This is a genomic window from Streptomyces noursei ATCC 11455 (assembly GCF_001704275.1).
GTDB lineage: Bacteria > Actinomycetota > Actinomycetes > Streptomycetales > Streptomycetaceae > Streptomyces > Streptomyces noursei.
The window spans coordinates 5,779,553-5,800,129 of sequence record NZ_CP011533.1 but is presented as its reverse complement, the minus strand read 5'-3'; the positions used below and the strand labels follow the sequence as shown (position 1 = coordinate 5,800,129).

The 20,577-nt window shown below is 74.5% G+C and carries 11 protein-coding genes; 6 read left to right on the top strand and 5 right to left on the bottom strand.

Translation table 11 applies throughout. The features are described from left to right. Positions 1-78 precede the first annotated feature (78 nt). From SNOUR_RS24580 to SNOUR_RS24565, 4 genes are all read right to left on the bottom strand, one after another. On the bottom strand, positions 79-987 hold the full coding sequence (locus SNOUR_RS24580; protein WP_067350958.1) for a hypothetical protein: 909 nt from the start codon (positions 985-987) through the stop codon (positions 79-81). 335 nt (positions 988-1,322) lie between these two features. After that, positions 1,323-2,438, bottom strand: coding sequence for a peptide chain release factor 2 (prfB, locus tag SNOUR_RS24575; protein ID WP_067350955.1), 1,116 nt, complete (start codon positions 2,436-2,438; stop codon positions 1,323-1,325). A 156-nt stretch (positions 2,439-2,594) separates the two neighbouring features. After that, complete coding sequence (locus SNOUR_RS24570) at positions 2,595-3,893, bottom strand: serine/threonine-protein kinase (protein WP_067350952.1); 1,299 nt, start codon at positions 3,891-3,893, stop codon at positions 2,595-2,597. Positions 3,894-4,072: 179 nt separating this feature from the next. Beyond that, a complete protein-coding gene (locus SNOUR_RS24565) occupies positions 4,073-5,698 on the bottom strand; it encodes a serine/threonine-protein kinase (protein ID WP_067350949.1) in 1,626 nt (541 codons plus the stop codon). Between the two features lie 535 nt (positions 5,699-6,233). Between SNOUR_RS24565 and SNOUR_RS24560 the strand changes: the two genes are divergently transcribed. The 5 genes from SNOUR_RS24560 (at position 6,234) to SNOUR_RS24540 (ending at position 15,969) form a co-directional block, all read left to right on the top strand. After that, positions 6,234-10,094: an FtsK/SpoIIIE domain-containing protein gene (locus SNOUR_RS24560; protein ID WP_079142865.1), complete on the top strand. Its 3,861-nt coding sequence runs from the start codon at positions 6,234-6,236 to the stop codon at positions 10,092-10,094. Between the two features lie 985 nt (positions 10,095-11,079). After that, the gene (locus SNOUR_RS24555) at positions 11,080-12,378 is read left to right on the top strand and encodes an ABC transporter substrate-binding protein (protein WP_312636049.1); all 1,299 of its coding nucleotides are present in this window, start codon (positions 11,080-11,082) and stop codon (positions 12,376-12,378) included. A gap of 97 nt (positions 12,379-12,475) precedes the next feature. Then, positions 12,476-13,810, top strand: a complete 1,335-nt coding sequence (locus SNOUR_RS24550) for a carbohydrate ABC transporter permease (protein ID WP_067350946.1) — start codon at positions 12,476-12,478, stop codon at positions 13,808-13,810. Then, positions 13,807-14,742 (top strand): carbohydrate ABC transporter permease, encoded by a 936-nt coding sequence (locus tag SNOUR_RS24545; protein ID WP_376738543.1) that lies wholly within the window; start codon positions 13,807-13,809, stop codon positions 14,740-14,742. Before SNOUR_RS24550 ends, SNOUR_RS24545 begins: the two co-directional genes overlap by 4 nt. A gap of 255 nt (positions 14,743-14,997) precedes the next feature. Next, positions 14,998-15,969, top strand: a complete 972-nt coding sequence (locus tag SNOUR_RS24540) for a class I SAM-dependent methyltransferase (protein WP_067350943.1) — start codon at positions 14,998-15,000, stop codon at positions 15,967-15,969. A gap of 67 nt (positions 15,970-16,036) precedes the next feature. Here the strand turns inward: SNOUR_RS24540 and SNOUR_RS24535 are convergent, their stop codons facing one another. After that, positions 16,037-16,726 carry a class I SAM-dependent methyltransferase gene (locus SNOUR_RS24535; RefSeq protein ID WP_067350940.1) on the bottom strand — a complete coding sequence of 230 codons (690 nt, stop codon included), beginning with the start codon at positions 16,724-16,726 and terminating at the stop codon, positions 16,037-16,039. A gap of 252 nt (positions 16,727-16,978) precedes the next feature. Between SNOUR_RS24535 and SNOUR_RS24530 the strand changes: the two genes are divergently transcribed. Next, on the top strand, positions 16,979-20,536 hold the full coding sequence (locus tag SNOUR_RS24530; protein ID WP_067350937.1) for a bifunctional glycosyltransferase/CDP-glycerol:glycerophosphate glycerophosphotransferase: 3,558 nt from the start codon (positions 16,979-16,981) through the stop codon (positions 20,534-20,536). The last annotated feature ends 41 nt before the right edge of the window (positions 20,537-20,577 follow it).

Here is a 20,577-nt window from a genome sequence, read left to right as displayed (position 1 = left end):
CGCCCACCATCGCCCGCGGACGCCCGAGGGGCCCGGGACGCATGCGTCCCGGGCCCCTCGTCGTGTGCCGCGTCAGCGTCAGGCAGCCGCCGCGCCGCCGCTCTTGTTGATCAGGCGCGGCAGGACCCGGAAGCCCACACCGCCGGCGATCATCGTGGCGGCGCCGATCAGCAGAACGGTGGTGCCGGACGAACCGGTCTCCGCCAGCTGCTGACCACCCTTGGCCTGCTGCTTGGCCTGGCCCGGGGTGTCGATGACCTGCTCCTTGCCCTGACCGGGCTGCTCGATCGGCTTGGAGCCCTCGTTGTCGGTACCGGTACCGGTGCTGTCGCCGCCGGTGGTGGTGCCGCCCGTGCTGGTGCCGCCGGAGTGGCTGCCACCGGTGCTGCCACCGGTGCCGCCACCGGTGCTGCCGCCGGAGTGACCACCGGTGCTGCTGCCGCCGGTCTGGCCGCCGGAGTTCTGACCACCGGTGGTCTGACCGCCGGAGTTCTGGCCACCGGTGGTCTCGCCACCCGTGGTCTGACCGCCCGAGTTCTGGCCACCGGTGGTCTCGCCACCCGTGGTCTCGCCACCCGTGGTCTGACCGCCCGAGTTCTGGCCACCGGTGGTCTCGCCACCCGTGGTCTGACCACCCGTGGTCTGGCCGCCGGAGTTCTGGCCACCGGAGGTCTCGCCACCGGTGCCGCCGATCTCGCCGCCGGAGGTCTGGCCGCCGGAGTTCTGGCTGCCGATCTCACCGCCGGTGCTGTCGCCGCCGGTGCTCTCGCCGCCGGTCGACTGGCCACCGGTGCTGTCGCCGCCGGTGCTCTCGCCGCCGCCGAAGATGCCACCGATAATGCCGCCGATGATGCCGTCACTCTGCTTCGCCGGCGTACCGTCCGTGCCGGCGGCGGATGCCGCACCGGCCGCGGTGAGCGACGCACCGGCCGCGATCACCGCACCGGCCGCAATGCGCGCCACGCGCAGCCGCGTCTTCTTCGTCATGTACTGCTACCCCCAGTAGCTGAACTCGTCATTGGAGCACCGCCGCACGGGGCAACGACCGATGGGGGTGTGCACACCACGGCCCGGCACTGCCGGCGGGCCGTTCGCCTCCCCGTTCCTACACGCGCCCCATGACACACGCATGCCGCGCTCAGCCTTCCCAGTTCTCGGAACATCGTCAAGGCCGAATAAAGGCTTGATGACCGAATTGCCATGACTTGGGCGATACATGGACGTACGACTGTGACCTAACCGCCACCGCAAAAAACAACTGCCCCCCTTGGGGAGGCAGTTGTCCGAACCTTCTGAAGGCGTTTGTCCGCTTGCGCCCGCGGCTACTTCGCCTGCTGCTCCTGCTGCTTGCGCCAGCGGATGCCGGCCTCCAGGAAGCCGTCGATGTCCCCGTCCAGCACGGCCTGCGGGTTGCCGACCTCGAACTCCGTCCGCAGGTCCTTGACCATCTGGTACGGGTGCAGGACGTACGAACGCATCTGGTTGCCCCAGGAGTTGCCGCCGTCGCCCTTGAGGGCGTCCATCTTGGCCTGCTCCTCCTGGCGGCGCCGCTCCAGCAGCTTCGCCTGGAGGACGTTCATGGCGGTGGCCTTGTTCTGGATCTGCGAGCGCTCGTTCTGGCAGGAGACGACGATGCCGGTGGGGATGTGCGTCAACCGGACCGCGGAGTCGGTGGTGTTGACGCCCTGGCCACCGGGGCCGGAGGAGCGGTAGACGTCCACCCGCAGGTCGCTCTCGTCGATCTCGATGTGGTCGGTCTGCTCGACGACCGGCAGCACCTCGACGCCCGCGAAGGAGGTCTGACGGCGGCCCTGGTTGTCGAACGGCGAGATGCGCACCAGGCGGTGCGTGCCCTGCTCCACCGAGAGCGTGCCGTAGGCGTAGGGCACCTGGACGGCGAAGGTGGTCGACTTGATGCCGGCCTCTTCGGCGTACGAGGTCTCGTACAGCTCGGTCTTGTAGCCGTGCCGCTCGGCCCAGCGCAGGTACATCCGCTGGAGCTTCTCGGCGAAGTCCGCGGCGTCCACGCCACCGGCCTCGGCACGGACGCTCACCAGCGCCTCGCGGGCGTCGTACTCGCCGGACAGCAGGGTGCGGACCTCCATCTCGTCCACCGCCTTGCGGACGTCGACCAGCTCCCGCTCGGCCTCGGCGCGGGTCTCCTCGTCGCCCTCGGCCTCGGCGAGCTCGAAGAGCACCTCAAGGTCGTCGACGCGACCGCGCAGCGCCTCGGCCCGGCGCAGCTGGCCCTGGAGGTAGGACAGCTGGCTGGTGATCTTCTGTGCGTTCGCCGGGTCGTCCCACAGGGACGGCTCCGCGGCCTGCTCCTCAAGCACGGCGACATCGGCCCTCATCTTGTCGAGGTCCAGGACGGCCTCGATCGACCCCATGGTCGAGGAGAGGGACTTCAGCTCTTCGGATACATCGACGACTGCCACGCACCCAGCCTAACGGCTGCCACCGACAATCTGTCCCGGCGTGTCCCCGGCCCGTCCCGGCCGGACCGGATGAAAACGGGGCCGGCGGGCCGCCCGCCGGGCCCGCGCCGAGCTGCCCGCGCAGGCCCCGGCGCCCTTAGGCCCAGGTCACAGGCCCTATCGCGGATGGTGCACGCCCGGCCGGACGCCGCCCGGCTCGTCACCGCCGCCCGAGGCCAGCAGGCCGCCGACCGCGCCCGCCACCACGACGACGGCGGCCACCACGCCCACCTTGATCCGACGGCGGCGCACCGCCTCCGGGGAGGAGCGGTGCCGGGCCGAGCCCGCCCGGCGCTCCCCCGCGGCCCGCGGGGCGCGGGCCGTGCCGTGCGCGCCGCCGGCCAACTCGTCCGGCCCGGGGACCCGCATGCTGGTGTGCGTCTCCCGGCTGGAGTCCGGCTTCGCCCCTTGGACGAGGGGGACCGCGCCGCGCGGCGGGCCCTCGGGCGCCGCCACCGGATAGCGGGCCTCCTGGCGGGACCCGGCGGGGGCGCCCTCCGGGTCGTCCGCCGGCTGCTCGTCGTCGGGCTCGTCGATGTCCAGCGGCGGGATGCCGGCCAGGCCGGGCAGGATCTCCCGCAGTCGGGCGGCCAGCTCCGGGGCGCGCAGCCGGGAGGCGGGCGCCTTGGCCAGGCACTGGAGGAGCAGCTGCCACAGCTCGTCCGGGATGCCGGGCAGCGGGGCGACGCTCTCGGTGACGTGGCGGCGCAGCACCGCACCGGGGTGGCCGCCCCCGAAGGGCGTGAAGCCGGCGAGCATCTCGTACAGGACCGTCGCCAGCGCGTAGACGTCCACGGAGGCGCGCGGCGGCAGGCCCTCGATGATCTCCGGGGCGAGGTAGTCGGGGGTGCCGATGACCTTGGCGGAGCGGAGCGAGAGGGTGGACCCCCCGCTCTGCGGCTGGGAGAGGGTCCTGCGGGGGGAGTCCACCAGGCGCGCGATGCCGAAGTCGGTGAGCAGCGCGGGGTGCGCGCCACCGGGGCCGAGCGGCCCCTGCATGTCCAGCAGGACGTTCTCCGGCTTGACGTCGCGGTGCACGATCCGCGCGGCGTGCGCGGCGACGAGGCCGTCGGCGACGTCGGCGGCGATGGCGACCGCGGCCTCGGGGGCGAGCCGCCGCTCGCGCTCCAGACGGGTGCGCAGGTCGGTGCCGCGGACCAGGTCCATGACGAGCGCGAGGTCGGCGCCGTCGACGACGAGGTCGCGGACGCCGACGACGCGCGGGTGCTCCAGACTCAGCAGTGCCGCCCGCTCCTGCACGAAGCGGCCGACGAGCTCCTGGTCGGAGGCGAGATCCTCACGCAACAGCTTGATGGCCACGGCCCCTTCGGGACCCTCGCCCAGCCATACCGTGCCGGCACTGCCGCGCCCCAGGATCTGGTGGGCGGTGTACCGGCTGCCGATCTTCCGTGCCAAGACTGCTCCGACGTGTCGGGCCCCCGGGCGTCCTCGGGGGCTGAGGTTGGCGTCAAAGCTACGCGGGCGCCAGAGGGTTCAGTGCCCCCAATGGCGGCAACCGTCACTTCTGTACGGGAATTCACCGGCTGGATGTCGACAAATAGACGATGCCGTCGACATCCCGTCCGTACGGACCGTCAGCCGCCGAGCTTCTGTACGAAGTGCTGCACGCTGGCGAAGACGTCACCGATCTGCTGGAAGAAGCCCTTGGTCGTCCCGATCCACTCCTGGAGCGGGGTGAACTCCCAGATCAACCAGGCCGCCACGAACAGCAGCAGCACCGTGAAGAGGCAGCCCTTCAGACAGCCCAGACCCGGGATCCGCATCGGGTTGGCGCTGCGCGGCCGCGGCTCGCGCCGGGGGCGGGGCTCCCGGGCGGGCAGCGGGGCCGGCTCGTAGCGCTGCGGCGGCGGCTCCTGGCGGCGCTGCGGGGCCGGCGGCCGCTGCGGGGCGTACCCGGCGGGCTGACCGCCGTACGGGGGCCGCTGCGGGGCCTGGGCGGGCGCCGGGCGGCGCTGCGGACGGCGGCGCAGCGGGTCGTCCTGCGGGTCCAGGTACTGCACCTGGGTCTGCTCGTTGCGGTCCCGGGCGGCCCGCAGCTGGGACTCCCACGGGTGCGGCCCTTCGGGCTCCGGCGGACCGGCCATGGGCGCGGCGGCCGGCATCGGGGGCACCGGCGGCATGGCCCGCGTCGGGGCCGGCCCCTGCCCCGGGGCACCCGTGGACGGCAGCACGCTGGTCGGTGCGCCCGGGTCGTAGGGGGAGGGCGCGTTGGTCGGCAGCACCTGGGTGGGGGCCGCGGCGTCCGTCCCCTGGGAGCCCTCGGTGCCCGGGACCGTGGCCGGCTCCGGGTCGGGGGCGAGCAGCGCGGCGACGCCCAGCGCCGCCTCGGCCTGCTGCGGGGTGGCGTGCGCGCCGATGCCGGCGGCGACGGTGCGCAGCCCGCGCGCGAGGTTCTCTGCGCTGGGGCGCTCCTCGGGACGCTTGCGCAGGCAGCGCTCGACGACCGTCCACAGCGGCTCGGGAACCGCGGCGGGGCGCTGCGGCTCCTCGGCGAGGTGCCGGTGCAACACCTCCAGGGCGGTCGCCCCGGCGAACGGCGGGCGGCCGGTGAGCAGCTCGTAGAGCAGGATGCCGGCGCCGTAGATGTCCACGGCGGAGGTCTGCGGACGGCCCTCGGCGGACTCCGGCGCCACATAGGCGGGGGTGCCGACGAACTCGTGCGTACGGGTCAGCCCCGGGGAGTCGGCGAGCCGGGCGATGCCGAAGTCGGTCAGCATCGGGTGCATCTGCTCGGCGCCGTCGGAGCCGGCGAGCAGGACGTTGGCGGGCTTGAGGTCGCGGTGGACGACGCCGTCGGCGTGGCTGGCGGCCAGCGCGTCGGCGATCTGCGCGGTGAGCAGCGCCGCCGCCACCGGGCTGAACGGGCCGTTGTCGCGCAGGTAGCGATGCAGGTCGGGGCCGTCGACCAGGTCCATGACGAGCGCCAGCAGGTCGCCCTCGACGACCAGGTCGCGGGTCCGGACGATGTTGGGGTGGGTCAGCCGCAGCAGGACCGAGCGCTCGCGCAGGAAGCGCATCACCACGTCCGCGTCGGACGCCAGCTCCTCCTTGAGGACCTTGATCGCGACCGTCTCGCCGGGCTCCCCCGGGACGGCCGCCTCGGCACCCGCCGTCTCCCTCTGGCGGGCACGCCAGACGGTGCCCGTGGCGCCGCGCCCCAGAGGCTCCTCAAGCAGGTACTTGCTGCCTACCGGCCGCACGTCATGCGCTCCCTGGTTCGTGGTGGATCCTTGCCTGGCCCGCTGGGTCAGCTCGCGGCCCGTCGCCCCACTGTAGTGCCGTCGCACAAACATTTCGGTGCGCCGGACGGGGCGGGGCTCCTCGGGAAGACGCGCGTTCCGAGCCGTTGGTTGCCCGGATTCCGGACGCCTCCGGGGCCGTTCCGCACAAGGGCGGGGGGCCTTCGCGTCAACACGACCGGAACCCGCGTCAGCGGTCCGGGTGCCGTCCGCCCCTGACCGCTTCCCCGGCACCCGTTGATCGAAAACGGCCGGTTCGGTGCGTGTAAGCAGGCAGTTTTCCGCCGGGCGCCGACCAATCAAGATCATTAATGGGCGGTCGGCGGGCGTGTTGTCAGCGGCAGGTGCGAGGATGCATCCCAGCACGCACGCGGTAGGGGCGCGCGGTCACTGTCGCGACGTGCATGGGACATGTCCGTGCCGACGTGCCCGGGGTGCGGTGGGGGAGCGAGCGGAGCCCCGGCCGGATACCCGGCAGAAGGGACCGTTGACGGCGATGCAGATCCGGCTGACCGTCCTCGGGCCGCGCAGCGGCCCCACCACACGGGCCTGCGACGTCCTCGTGACGGCCCCCGCCGGGACCGCCCTGGCGACGGTCGCCGGCTCGCTCGCGGCGGCCGTGGCGGGCTCCGGCGCGGACGTCGGCACCGGCGGCAGCAGCGCCCCCGTCGTGCTCTACGCCGGCACCGAACGGCTCGACCCGCAGCGCGCGGCGCTCGGCGAGCCGCCGCTGATCGACGGCGCGGTGCTCTCCCTCCAGGGCCCCGGCCCGGCCCCCGCGCACGGCCTGCCCCACGGCTCCGCCCGACTCCGCGTCGTCTCCGGCCCCGACGCCGGCGGCGTCCACCTCCTGCACGGCGGCCAGGTCCGCATCGGCCGCTCCGCCGACGCCGACGTCCCCCTGGACGACCCGGACGTCTCCCGCCTGCACTGCGCCGTCACCGTCGAGCCCGACGGCTCCGTGTACATCGCCGACCTGCGCTCCACCAACGGCACCATCGTCGACGGCACCGAGCTCGGCGACCTCGCCGTCCCCCTGCCGCCCGGCGCCCTGCTGCGCATCGGCGAATCGGCGCTCCGCCTCCAGTCCCCGCCACGCACCCCGGACCCGGCCCTGAGCGCCACCCCCGACGGAGAGGGCCACCTCCGGGTCGCCTCCGGACGGATCGCCCCCGGAGCGACGGCCGGCGGGGCGACCACGTCCGGCGCCCTGTACGCCGGCCCGGCCCCCACCGCCGCGGAGGCCGACGGCACCCCGCCGCCGGCCGTCCGGTGGGCGCCCGGCGCGGAGGCCACGTCCGGCGACGGGCCCGGCCGCCGCCGGGACACCCCGCTGCGCGGCGTTCCCGCCCCGGCCACCGGGTATCCCCACGGCCCGGCGACCGGCCCCGGGGATACCCCCCGCACGCCCGGAATCCCGACCCGGGGCCCGGGCGGCCCGGCAGCGGACGGCCTGTTCCCGCCCGCCGCCCCCGCCACGCCCCTCCCTGAGCCCACCCCCGACCCCACCGCCCACGGGCCGGGCGCAGCCGGCACCGCGGCACCCGGCGCCGAGGCACCCGGCTCGCTCCCCGCCCACCCCGCGCACACACCGGGACACCCCGGAGCGGAACACACAGCGGAACACGGGGCCCGGCCGGCCGGCCACGACGCGACGACCGGGCACGGGCACGAAGCGCTGTCCGGCCACGGAGCCCCGCCCACGGGCGGGCAGACCCACGGCGGACAACAGTCCCTGGCCCCGGCCGAGTCGATGGCCCGTAAGGCGGGCCGCCGTGGCGGCATCGGCGCCTGGGCACGGCGGCTGGCCGGCGGACGCCCCGTGGTGGACCCGCCGGACCCGATCCCGGACGACGCGTACGACGACGCCCCCGCCCCGGTCGACGGCGCGTCCCGCGCACCCGCCGGCAGCGCCCCCGCCGGCCCGGTCGCCGACGAACGCTGGCCGGACGCCGCCGCGGTCCTGCTCACCGCGCTCGGCCCGGGCCCCCGGCTCTGGGAGCGCGGCCCGGAGCACCCGGACGCGCTCACCGTCCGCCTGGGCACGGCGGAGCGGGACGGCGGCCGGTCCGCCGCGCCGGTCTCCGTCGAGCTGCGCCGGGCCGGCGCCCTCGGGCTGGCCGGGCCGCGCGGGCGGCTCGTCGGGCTGGCCCGGTCCGCCACCGCCCAGCTGGTCGCGCTGCACTCCCCCGGGACGCTGGAGGTCGTGCTGGTCAGCACCGATCGGGCGCACACCCTGGAGGAGCGGGTGGCCGACTGGTCCTGGCTGGGCTGGCTGCCGCACGTCCGCCCGACCCGCGGCCAGGACTGCCGGCTGCTGCTCGCCTACGACAAGGAGCAGGCCGCGGCCCGTACCGCCGAGTTGGTGCGACGGCTGGACGACGGCCCCCTGGGCCCCGGCTGGCCCAGCGCCGAGCGCGCCGAGGTGGCCTCCGCCGCCGCCCGCCACCAGGGGCCGTACACCCTGCTGATCGTGGACGGCGACCCCGGCTCGTCCGCGCTGCGCGAGACCACCGCACGGCTCGCGGCGGGCGGCGCTGCGGCCGGCATCCACGTGCTCTGCCTGGCCGAGACCCCGGCCGCCTCCCCCGCCTTCCCGCTGGCCGCGACGTACGAGGCGGCGCGGGTCGCCTCGCCGGCGTTCGGCGAGTGCGGGGCGGTGGCGGTGCTCAGCGGCGATGTCGCCACGGCCCTGCGGGTGGTCCAGCCGGGCTCGGGGCCGAACGGCACGGTCGCGACCGTGGACGCCGTCTCGGTCGCCTGGGCGGAGCGTTTCGCCCGGGCGCTGGCGCCGCTGCGCGAGGTCGAGGCGGGCGGCGGCCCGGGGCCGGCGGCACCGCGCGCCGCCATACCGCTGCCGGAGTCGGCACGCCTGCTGGACGAACTGGGGCTGGCCCGCGCCACCCCCGCGTCCCTGATGGCCCGTTGGGCGGCGGTACAGGACACCGACCGGCCCAACGCCGCCGCAGTACTGGGCGCCGGGCCGCACGGCCCCGTGGTCGCCGATCTCGCGGCCGACGGCACGCATCTGCTCGTCGAGGGCGCGGCGGCCACCGGCAAGACCGAGCTGCTGCGGTCCCTCGCCGCGTCGCTGGCCGCCGCCGACCGCCCGGACCGACTGTCGCTGGTGCTGGTGGACGGCGCCGGCACCGAGCGCGGCGAGGGCCTGCGGGTCTGCACCGACCTCCCGCACGTCACGACGCACCTGGCCGCCTCCGACCCGCTGCGGATGCGGGAGTTCGCCCAGGCGCTCTCCTCCGAACTCAAGCGGCGCGCCGAAATACTGGCCGGCACCCCCTTCTCCGAGTGGCGCACCAAGCACCTCCCGGCCCCGCGCATCATCGCCCCGCGCCGCTCCGCCGAAGGCACCCCCACGTCCTCCGGCACCTCCTACCCCTCCAGCACGTCCCACCCCTCCGGCACCTCCAGCACCTCCCGTGCCGCCATGGCGTCCGGCGCCTCCCCCGCCACACCACCCCACCCCGACGCCCCCTCCCCCAACACCCCCAACGCCCTCAACGCCCCACCCACCTCATCCGGTTCATCCACCTCACCTGTCTCCTCCGCCACCTCCACCCCACCCCCCACTTTCACAACGAGTAACGAATCCCAGGAACAAACTACTCTCCGTAATCGTTGCCGAAACAAGGAAGGAGGCGGCGGCACCCCGGCCGGCCCCGCAGACCCCTCCCCCACGGGCACCCTGCGCCTACGCACCCGCCCCGGCGCCCCACCCCAGGACCACGTCCACCCCGACGAGACGCCGACCCACCAGACGGCTCACCAGACGGCCTACCAGGCAGGAGCCCCGGCGGCCGCCCCGATGCCCCGACTCTTCATCCTGGTCGACGACTTCGACGCCCTGGTCTCCCCGGCCCTGGGCAGCACGGGCCGCCCGGCCGCCGGTTCCGTGGTGCGCGCCCTGGAGGCGGTGGCCCGGGACGGCGTGGCGCTGGGCGTGCACCTGATAGCCGCCACCGGCCACCCGGACCGCACCGAAGGCACCGCCACCGCCGAACGCGCCGCCCTGCGGATCCAGTTGGGCACCGCCACCGACCCGGCCGAGCCGGCGCCGGCCGGCTCCGATCCGGTGCCGCCCGGCCGCGGGTGGCTGCACCGCGCGGGGGACGGCGCGTCCACGCCGTTCCAGGCGGGCCGGGTGACCGGGCGGATACCCCGTACGTCCACGCTGCGGCCGACCGTGGTGCCCCTGGAGTGGTCGCGGATGGGCGACCCGCCGGCCCGGCGCCCGCTGCGCGAACTGGGCAACGGCCCGACGGACCTGGCACTGCTGGCCAGCGCGCTGCAACGGGCCGCCCAGTCCTCGGGCGCGCCGGCGGGGCCACCGTTGGTGTGAGCGTGAGGTGAGACGCGGGGGCCACCGCCACGGGGCGGGGCCCCCGCCGGCCTGAGGGCGCGATGCCGACGGGCCCGTCGGCCCGCGGCGGCCGAAGCGGGCCCATGACGGCAGTGGGCTCGTGACGGCAGTGGCCCCGTGGCGGCCGCGGGCCCATGGCGACACCGGGCCCATGACGGCAGTGGCCCCGTGGCGGCCGCGGGCCCATGGTGGCCGTAACGGGCCCATCACGAAAGGGGAGTTGGCGTGGGTGGCGGTATTGCGGAGCCGGTGGTGGGGGCGTAGGACTGTCGCACGTGCCGTGGTCACGGGGCGGGCGGAGCATCACCGCATCACCGCACCGGGGTCATGCAGGGCACCGCCCCGCACCGGCACCAGGGCACGGCTTCAGCGCACCGGCACCAGGGCACCACGTACGGCAGCACCACGTACGGCAGGGGCGCATCGGCACCAGCGCACCCCGTACGGCAGCACGGCACTCGGCACGCAGCGGCACTCGGGCACGCAGCGACGCGGAACGGCGCCACGGCACGCACGCACTCGGCACGGGAATCACGTACTCGGTGTCACGCACTCGGCACGGAAGTCACGTACTCGGCACGGCAGTACGGCGCTCAACGGCAGTACGGCACGGCGGCGTGGCGTCGGCGTGTTCGGAAGGGGACGGCGCCGCGGCACCGGCGCACCCGCACGGAGGCGGTCCGCACGGGACGGGGACCGCTCGGCGGGCACGGGTTCTTGGGGCCGCGGCAAGGGCTACGGAGGGGCTACGGGGATGCGCGGACGAGTCGACCACATGGGGCGGACGGGCGCCAACACCGGCACCGGCACCAGCACCAGCACCAGCACCAGCGTCGGAGTCGGAGTCGGCATCGGGAGCGGGAGCGGGAGCGGCGCCGGTGCTCATGGAGCAGGGCGGGGCGTGGGTGGGAGGTCGCGGCGGGGTGTGTGGGTGGTGGCCGGTGTCGCGGTGGTGGCGCTGGGGATGGCGGGGTGCGGGAGTGGAAGTGGTGGGAGTGGGCGCACGGGGGGCGGAGGCGGGGGTGGAGGTACCGCGCCGACGGTGGCCCTGCCGAAGCTCAGTGGGCAGCGGTTGCAGGTGACGGCGGTCTGGACGGGGGCCGAGCGGGACAACTTCACCAAGGTGCTGGCGGAGTTCGAGAAGCGCACCGGGGCGAAGGTCGACTTCGTGCCGAGCGGCGACGACATGGCCGGTTTCATCGGGTCCAAGATCGCCGGTGGCGGGCCGCCGGACGTGGCGCTGTTGCAGCAGGTCGGGGTGTTGAACGAGTTCGCGGAGAAGGGGTGGCTCAAGCCGCTCGGGGCGGACGCCAAGGCGCAGTTGGTGAAGAACTTCAGCAAGGGCTGGCGGGATCTCGGGGCGCACAAGGGCACCGAGTACGGGGTGTATTTCAAGGCCAGCAACAAGTCGTTGGTCTGGTACAACGCGAAGGTTTTCGAGAATGCCGGGGTTTCCGAGCCGAAGACGTGGCCGGAGTTCCTGAAGGTGGCGCAGACGGTTGCCGAGTCGGGTGTGGAGCCGGTGTCGGTGGGCGGGTCGGACGGGTGGACGCTGACCGACTGGTTCGAGAACGTGTATCTGTCGCAGGCCGGGCCGCAGAAGTACGACCAGTTGGCGAAGCACGACCTGAAGTGGACGGATCCGTCGGTGACGCGGGCGCTGACCACGTTGGGGCAGTTGTTCGGCCGCAAGGAGTTGTTGGCGGGCGGCAATGCGGGGGCGTTGCAGACGGATTTCCCGACGTCGGTGACGCAGACGTTCAGCGGGGGTGACACGCCGAAGGCGGCGATGGTGTCGTCGGCCGATTTCGCGGCGGCGAACATCGCACAGACGAAGGCGAAGGTGGGGACGGACGCGAAGGTGTTCCCGTTCCCCGCGGTGGGGGCCAGGTCGCCGGTGGTGACCGGTGGGGACGTGGCGGTGGCGCTCAAGGACGGCACGGCGGCGCAGGCGCTGCTGACGTTCCTGGCGTCGACGGACGCGGCGAAGATCTGGGCGCAGGCGGGCGGTTTCCTCTCGCCCAACAAGGAGCTGGACCAGGCGGCGTACGCGGACGACGTGATGCGGAAGATCGCAGGGGCGTTGGTCGCGGCGGGGGACGACTTCCGGTTCGACATGTCCGACCAGGCGCCGGCGTCGTTCGGGGGGAAGCCGGGGCAGGGCGAGTGGAAGGACCTGCAGGACTTCCTGAAGAACCCCAAGGACGTCGCGGGCATCCAGCAGCGGCTGGAGCAGGACGCGGCCAAGGCGTTCAAGCACTGAGTCCGGGGCGTCGGGGTCCGGGTGCCGCGGCCCGGGCCCCGGTGCGGCCACGCGAGGGAGCCATGTCGATGCGATCGGGAGCGGGGGGATCGTCACGATGAGCGGTGCGGGCACGGGTGCGGGCGGGCGGGTCGGGGCGCGGCGGCGGGCGGTGGCCGGGTCGCGGTGGTGGGTCGCCGCGGTGTTCCTGTTGCCGGCGTTGGTGTTGCTGGGGGCGCTGGTGGTGTATCCCATCGGGTTCTCGGTGTACCGGAGTCTGTTCGACGCGTCGGGCAACGGCTTTGTGGGGCTGGGGAATTACGGGGCGATGTTCTCGGACGAGGGCATCCGGACGGCGTTGAAGAACAACGTGGTGTGGGTCGTGGTGGCGCCGACGGTGTCCACCGCGCTGGGGTTGATCTTCGCGGTGCTGACCGAGCGGGTGCGTTGGGGTACCGCGTTCAAGTTGGTCGTCTTCATGCCGATGGCGATCTCGATGCTGGCGGCCGGGATCATCTTCCGGCTGGTCTACGACCAGGATCCGCAGCGCGGGGTGGCCGATGCGGTGTGGGTGGCGGTGCACGACACGTTCGCGGAGCCGGCGCCGTTCCCGGGGGCCAAGCCGCGGCCGAACGCGGATCTGCGGCCGTCGGGGGGCGGGTCGTTCACGACGCGGTCGGTGGTGCGGGCGGGGTCGTCGGTGCGGCTGCCGTTGGTGGCGGTGCAGCCGCGGGACGTGCGGGGGGCGGGGCCGGCGGTGGCCGCGCGGCCGCGGCCGGGGAAGGTCACCGGTACGGCGTGGCTGGACTTCACGCGTGGGGGCGGGGGGCGGCCGGGTGTGATCGATCCGGGTGAGAAGGCGTTGGCCGGTCTGACGGTGGAGGCGGTCAAGGGCGGCCGGGTGGTGGCGTCGGCGGTGACGGCGGCGGACGGGACGTATGTGTTGCCGGCGGAGGCGGCGGGGGCGCGGCTGCGGTTGCCGGCGGCGAACTTCGCGGCGGCGTACAACGGGGTGGACTGGCTGGGTCCGGCGTTGGTCACGCCGGCCATCATCGGCAGTTATGTGTGGATGTGGGCCGGTTTCGCGATGGTGTTGATCGCGGCGGGGTTGGCGGGTGTGCCGCGGGAGCTGTTGGAGGCGGCGCGGGTGGACGGGGCCGGTGAGTGGCAGGTGTTCCGTCGGATCACGGTGCCGCTGCTCGCGCCGGTGCTGGTGGTGGTGCTGGTCACGCTGATGATCAACGTGCTGAAGATCTTCGACCTGGTGTACATCATCGCGCCGGGCTCCAGTCTGCGGTCGGCGAATGTGCTGGCGTTGCAGCTGTTCCAGTCGTCGTTCGGCACGGATGTGGACGAGGGGCTGGGGAGTGCGATCGCGGTGTTCTTGCTGGTGTTGGTGTTGCCGGTGATGTACGTGAATCTGCGCCGGATACGGAAGGAGCGCCGCCGATGACGTCGCCGATGTCGGCCGTGGAGGGGGCCGCGGTGCCGGCCGGACGTGGGGGGCGCGGGCGGGGGCGGCGGGCGGGCGGTGGGCCGTCGGTGGCCGCGCGGCTCGCGGCGCGCGCCGGGGGCGGTGCGGTGCGGGTCTTCCTGGTGCTGGTGGCGTTGTTCTGGCTGATGCCGTCGGTGGGGTTGCTGCTGTCGTCGCTGCGCAGTCCGGCGCAGATCGCCGAGTCGGGTTGGTGGCAGGTGTTCACCCGGCCCGCGCAGCTGACGTTCGACAACTACGGCCATCTGCTGTCGAACGGGAAGGTGATGGGGTCGCTGGTGACGACGGCGGCGATCACGGTGCCGTCGACGGTGCTGGTGGTGGTGATCGGGTCGCTGGCGGGTTATGCCTTCGCGTGGCTGGAGTTCCCGGGGCGGGACGCCTGGTTCATGGTGGTGGTGGGGCTGCTGGTGGTGCCGGTGCAGGTGGCGCTGATCCCGGTGGCGAAGCTGTTCGGTGCGGTGGGGTTGTTCGAGACGACGGCCGGGGTGGTGCTGTTCCACACGGCGTTCGGGCTGCCGTTCGCGGTGTTCCTGCTGCGGAACTTCTTCGCGGAGATCCCGCGGGAGCTGCTGGAGGCGGCGCGGCTGGACGGGGCGGGTGAGCTGCGGCTGTTCACGCGGGTGGTGATGCCGCTCGGCGGGCCGGCGATCGCGTCGCTGGGGATCTTCCAGTTCCTGTGGGTGTGGAACGACATGCTGATCGCGTTGATCTTCGCGGACAGCGGGCATCCGCCGATCACGGTGGCGCTGCAGCAGGAGGTGCGGCAGTTCGGCAACAACATCGATGTGCTGGCGCCGGGGGCGTTCCTGTCGATGGTGGTGCCGTTGGTGGTCTTCTTCGCCTTCCAGCGGCAGTTCGTGTCGGGCGTGATGGCGGGCGCGGTGAAGTGACCTCCCCCGGCCGGCGGGGAGGGGCCCGGGCGGCGGGCGCGGTCGGGCGCCGGGTGGGAGCGGTGCGCGGGAGATGACCGGAGCGGGGGGTGGCGCTCACCTTCCGTTCATGTTGCTGCCCCACGATGGCGCCGCTCCGTGAAGCGCGTGGTGCGACGGGGGTGGTCGGCGGGCGTCCGCCGGACCCCGGTGGTGTGCCGCGCCCTCGTGTCGTATGTCGTCATCGATTCCCGACCGTCTGGAGACGGACCGCACATGACTGCCGTTACCGCAGACCAGAGTGCCGACCAGCTGCCGCGCCCGACCCGGCTGTCCGAGGTCAAGGGCTGGTTCTTCACCGCCGATCAGCTGCTCTTCGACTGGTTCCTGGAGCATCAGCAGGACCGGTCGGTGGCGGGTGACCTGCTGGAGCTGGGTGCCTACATGGGCAAGAGCGCGATCTTCCTGGGGGCGCGGCTGCGTCCGGGTGAGCGCTTCACGGTCTGCGACCTGTTCGACTCGCCGGCGGCGGACGACTCCAACTCCAAGGAGATGGCGAAGTCGTACGCGACCCTGACGCGCCGCGCGTTCGAGGCCAACTACCTCGCGTTCCACGACGAGTTGCCGGTCATCGTGCAGGGGTTGAGTTCGCTGGTGAGCGAGCACGTCGAGGCGGACAGCGTGCGGTTCGCGCACATCGACGCGTCGCATCTGTACGAGCACGTGCACGGCGACATCCTGGCGGTGCGGGAGCTGCTGGCCGACCGCGGGGTGGTGGTGATGGACGACTACCGTGCCGAGCACTGCCCGGGGGTGGCCGCCGCCACCTGGCAGGCGGTGACGAACCACGGGCTGCGGCCGATCTGTGTGACCGGCACCAAGTTCTACGGCACGTGGGGGGATCCGGAGCGGTATCAGGGTGCGTTGCTGGAGTGGCTGGCGGCGCGCGGTGACGTCTGGCACGAGGTGCAGGAGGTCAACGGTGCGCCGCTGATCCGGTTGAGCGCCAAGGGCGCGAAGGAGCCGGCGCATCCGGTGTCCCGCCACCGGGCGGCGCCGCAGCGGCCGGCGGAGCGGCAGCCGGTGGCGCGGCCGGCGGAGGCCAGGCCGGCGGAGGCCAGGCCGGCGGCGGGGCGGCCGGCGCCGCGCCCGGCGGGCGGTGCGCTGCGCCGGGTGGCGCTGGACGTGCTGCCGCCGATCGTGACCCGGGCGCTCGTGCGGGCCCGCAAGGGCTCCTCGAGGCGGTAGTCGGGGAGGGTCGCCGGGCCGTGGGGCGGGCGGGCGGGCCGGCGCGGGGGTGCCGGGCCCGTCCGGTTCAGCCCCGGGGCACCTGTCCGACGAGCACGAAGGAGTTCGACCGCAGGACGCGGCCGGCGGTGCGGGGCAGGGGGTGGGAGTAGGTGCGTCGGACGGCCAGTCCGGCGGATTCCGCGAAGGCCCGCAGCAGGGGGAAGTCGGTGAAGCGGACGGGTTCGGGGCCGGCGCGGTGGCCGGCTTCCTGCGCGGTGATCAGCAGGACGCCGCCGCCGGGCCGGACGTAGCGGACGTAGGCGTGCAGCAGTTCCTCGGCCTGTTCGTCGTCGAGGTGTTGCAGGACGTGGGCGGTGAGCAGCGCGTCGAAGGCGCCGGGGCGGGCGTGCGGGCCGGCCAGGAAGGCGTCGGCGGTGTAGGCGGTCAGGCCGCGGGCGCGGCAGCGGGCGACGGAGCGCGGGTCGTGGTCGATGCCGACGCTGCCGGGGGCGCAGGCGGCGAGGGTGTCGCCGTCGCCGCAGCCGATCTCCAGGACGCGGCCCGGGCCGATCCGGCGCAGTTGCCGGGCGAAGGGGGGCCGGGCGGGCAGGAGCCGGGCCAGGCCGGCGCGGTCGTGGAGGGCGGGGAGGCGGACGGTGGAGGCGGCCGGGGCGGTGCCGGCCGGGTGGGGGGTGCGGGCGGCGGGGGTGCCGTGGGCGGGGGCCGCGGTGTCGGGGCGGTCGGTGGCGGCGGAGCTGTCGGTTCGGCCGGGCATCGCGGGACGGTCACCTTCCTGAGCTGCGGACGGTTGCCGGTGTCCGGCGCGCGGGGCACCGGGCACGCTGTCCCACGGTCTACGCCATCGCGCGGTCCGGGCCGTTCCGCCGCACCTTCGCCTCACCCTTTCAGCGCAGCGCCGGTGACCGGGCCGCCGATGGACGAGTTGAGGGACGAGTCGGCCGCATCGTCCCGTGTGTGTCCCGGGGTTGGCCCCGTGGTCCGCCAGTCCGGAAAGGCTCGTCCGCCCATGAAGCCTCGACTCACCGTCGTCGTCCCGGTCCCGCGCGGTGCGGGGTATGCGCGCCATGTGGAGGAGTGTCTGGAGTCGGTGGCGGCCCAGACGCTGCCGGAGCTGGATGTGGTGCTGGTGGACGACGGGCCGGCGGAGGAGGCGGACGGGCCGCCGGCGGGGCCGTGGCGGGGGCTGACGGAGCGGGATCCGCGGTTCCGGGTGGTGCACGACGGCGGTGGGGGTCGGGGCGGGGCGTGGAACGCGGGTGCCCGGCACGCCTTTCCGCACACCGAGTACGTGGCGTTCCTGGCGTCGGACGATGTGCTGCTGCCGCGGGCGTACGAGGATCTGACGGGGCTGTTGGACAAGTCGGGGGCGGATCTGGCGACCGGCAACGTCTACCGGCTGGGGGCGGCGGGTCGGAGCCAGTCGGTGGACCATCCGGCGGCGCGGGAGACGGTGTTGCGCACCCATGTCAGCGAGGATCCGGCGCTGCTCGGCGACCACTTCGTGCGGAACAAGGTGTTCCGGCGCTCCTTCTGGGAGCGGCACGGCTTCGCCTTTCCCGACGGGGAGTGGTGCGACGGGGCGGCGGTGGCGCTGCCGGCGCACGTGCTGGCGGAGGCGGTGGACGTGCTGCACGAGCACGTCTGTTACTGGCGGCTGCCGGAGGGCGCCGGTCGGCATCGGCGGCCGACCGCGCAGGGGGTGCGGGACCGGTTCGCGGCGGTGGCGCGGATGCGGGCGCTGCTGGCCGATCCGGCGCGTCCGGAGTGGGGCCGGCTGCGGGCGGACTACGACCGGGCGCAGTTGACCGGGGGGTTGGTGGACCTGGTGGCGGGGTTGCCGGGGGCGGCGCCGGAGGTGCGGACGGCGTTCCTGGACTGTGCCCGGGACTTTCTGTCGCGGACCGATCCGCGGTTGTTGCGGGCGCTGCCGGTGGAGCTGCGGATGCGGTGGTATCTGATCCGGGCCGGGCGGCTGACGGATCTGGTGACGCTGTTGGCGCACGAGGCGCGCAATCCGGGGGGGTTCGCGGTGGCCGGGCCGCCGCTGCGGCGGCGGGCGGTGCTGCCGGTGGCGCCGCCGGTCGCGTTGCCGGCGGGGGTGGCGCGGCTGGAGCGGGCGGACTTCCCGGTGCGGGCGGAGGTCCGGGAGGCGGTGTGGCGGGGCGGGGTGCTGCTGTTGCGGGGCTGGGCCTATGTGCGGAACCTGCCGGCCGGGACGCGGCACGGCTATCTGCGGACGGCGGTGCTGTCGTGCGGGCGGCGGCGGATCGTGCTGCCGCTGCGGACGGTGGCGATGCCGGAGGCGACCGCGGCGTCCGGGCAGGAGCTGCACTGCTACGACTGGTCGGGTTTCGAGCTGCGGCTGGATCCGGCGCGGCTGCGGCGCGGCGGGCGCCTGGTGCCGGGCGAGTGGCGGGTGGAGGTGCTGCTGGCGTCGGCGGGGGTGGTGCGGTCCGGGGAGTTGGGCGCGGCGGAGTGCGGTTCGGGGGCGGCGCCGGGGGCGTACGAGGGCACGGACGGGATGTGGGTGACGCCGCGGTATGTGGACGGGCGGCTGCGGATCGCGGTGGCTCGGCGGGCGCGGCGGCTGGCGGCGCCGCCGGTGGTGGCGGGCGGGGCGTTGGAGCTGGCGGTGACCGCGCCCGGTCCGGCGCCGGTGGCGCTGCGGCTGACGCACGAGGAGACGGGAACGGTGGTGTCGTTCCCGGTGGAGGAAGCCGGCGGGGACGGCGACGGGGCGTCGGCGGCGGACGGTGCCGCGCGGTGCGTCGTCCGGGTGCGGCTGGACGCGTGGGACGCGGCGCGGCCCGCGCGGGACGGTGCGCCGGCCGCGATCCCGCCGCCGCACACCGAGACGTGGCTGCCGGAGCTGGTGCTGCCCGGCGGCGGCACCGATCCGGTGGGCTGTCCCCCGGAGATGGCGCCGGTGGTCCATCCGCTGTCGCACGGGCGGGAGTTGGTGGCGGCGGCGTCCCCGGCCGGGGAGTTGGTGCTGCACGACCGGGTGCCGCAGGCGTACGTGGACCGGGTGGTGTGGCGGACGGACGGGACGCTGCTGTTGGCGGGGGCGCTGCCGGACGTCGCGCCGCCCGTTCCGGAGCTGGTCCTCAAGCACGCCGCGCACGCGGCCGAGGTGGTCTTCCCGGCCGTGCACGACGACGGGCGGTTCCACTGCGCGCTGCCGCTGGCCGCACTGCCGTCGTTGGCCGGGGAGGTGCCGTTGCGGGAGGGCCGCTGGACGGTGCACCTGCGGGAGCGGGGGGCGGTGGGGTCGTCGTCGGACGCGCCGGTGCGGTGCGTGCCGTCGGTGTTCGACGGGTTGCCGGTGTCGCGGACGGTGCGCGGGAAGCCGTTCACGTTGGACCGGATGCGGCACGACGAGGTGTTCGTGGTGGCCGGGCCGGCGCTGCCGCCGGTGGATCGGGGCCCGTACCGGCGGCGGGTGCTGCGGGAGCAGCACTATCCGCTGCACCGGTCCCGGCCGCTGCGCGACACGGTGCTCTACAGCAGCTTCGGCGGCCGGGCGTACGGGGATTCGCCGCGGGCGGTGCACGAGGAGCTGGTGCGGCGGGGGATGGACGTGGAGCACCTGTGGGCGGTGCGGGACGCGCAGACCGCGGTGCCGCCGTCGGCCCGGCCGGTGGTGGTGGGCAGCGCGGCCTGGCACGGGGCGCTGGCGCACAGCCACTGGATCGTGACCAACACCCATCTGCCGCGCTGGTTCGTGCGGCGGGCCGGGCAGCGGGTGATCCAGACCTGGCACGGGACGCCGCTGAAACGGATCGGCGCGGACCTGGCGGGGACGCTGTGCGGGGGGCTGACGCATCTGGCGCCGCGCCCGCGGCTGGGCCGGCAGTGGAGCGTGCTGTTGTCGCCGAACGCGGTGAGCACCCCGGTGCTGCGGTCGGCGCTCGGCTATGCGGGGAAGCTGCTGGAGACCGGGCTGCCGCGGACCGATGCGCTGCACGCCGCGAACCGGGACGAGGTGGCCGCCGCAGTCCGCGCCCATCTGGGCGTCCGGCCGGATCAGCGGGCGGTGCTGTACGCGCCGACGCCGCGCGACGACGTGGCGTACGACGCCTCGCACCACCGGCTGCACCTGCCGTTGGACCTGGCGGCGGCGCGGGCGGCGCTGGACGAGAGCCATGTGCTGCTGGTGCGCAGTCATCCGCAGGTGCCCGACCGGCTGCCGGCGCACCATGCGCCGTTCGCGGTGGACGTGTCGTCGTACCCGGACGCGACCGAGTTGTTGTTGGCCGCGGACGTGTTGGTGACCGACTACTCGTCGTTGGCGGTGGACTTCGCCAACACCGGTCGTCCGATGCTGTTCCTCACCCCTGATCTGGCGCACTACCGCGACACGTTGCGCGGTTTCAGCCTGGATTTCGAGGCGCGGGTGCCGGGTCCGCTGCTGTCGTCGACGGGCGAGTTGGTGGAGGCGCTGGGGGATCTGCCGGCGGTGGTGCGGGCGAGCGCGGAGGCGTATGCGGAGTTCCGGGGGGCGTTTTGCCATCTGGACGACGGTGGGGCGGCGGGGCGGGTCGCGGACCTGGTCATGGAGTGAGCGGGCGGGCCGCGGGGTGCGGGTGGCGGGCGCGGTCCGGT

What these genes read in the sequence shown, in the direction of transcription:
- SNOUR_RS24580 (WP_067350958.1), bottom strand. Translation starts at nt 987, where the DNA reads ATGACGAAGAAGACGCGGCTGCGCGTGGCGCGCATTGCGGCCGGTGCG.
- SNOUR_RS24560 (WP_079142865.1), top strand. Translation starts at nt 6,234, where the DNA reads ATGCAGATCCGGCTGACCGTCCTCGGGCCGCGCAGCGGCCCCACCACA.
- SNOUR_RS24555 (WP_312636049.1), top strand. Translation starts at nt 11,080, where the DNA reads ATGGCGGGGTGCGGGAGTGGAAGTGGTGGGAGTGGGCGCACGGGGGGC.
- SNOUR_RS24550 (WP_067350946.1), top strand. Translation starts at nt 12,476, where the DNA reads ATGAGCGGTGCGGGCACGGGTGCGGGCGGGCGGGTCGGGGCGCGGCGG.
- SNOUR_RS24545 (WP_376738543.1), top strand. Translation starts at nt 13,807, where the DNA reads ATGACGTCGCCGATGTCGGCCGTGGAGGGGGCCGCGGTGCCGGCCGGA.
- SNOUR_RS24540 (WP_067350943.1), top strand. Translation starts at nt 14,998, where the DNA reads ATGACTGCCGTTACCGCAGACCAGAGTGCCGACCAGCTGCCGCGCCCG.
- SNOUR_RS24535 (WP_067350940.1), bottom strand. Translation starts at nt 16,726, where the DNA reads ATGCCCGGCCGAACCGACAGCTCCGCCGCCACCGACCGCCCCGACACC.
- SNOUR_RS24530 (WP_067350937.1), top strand. Translation starts at nt 16,979, where the DNA reads ATGAAGCCTCGACTCACCGTCGTCGTCCCGGTCCCGCGCGGTGCGGGG.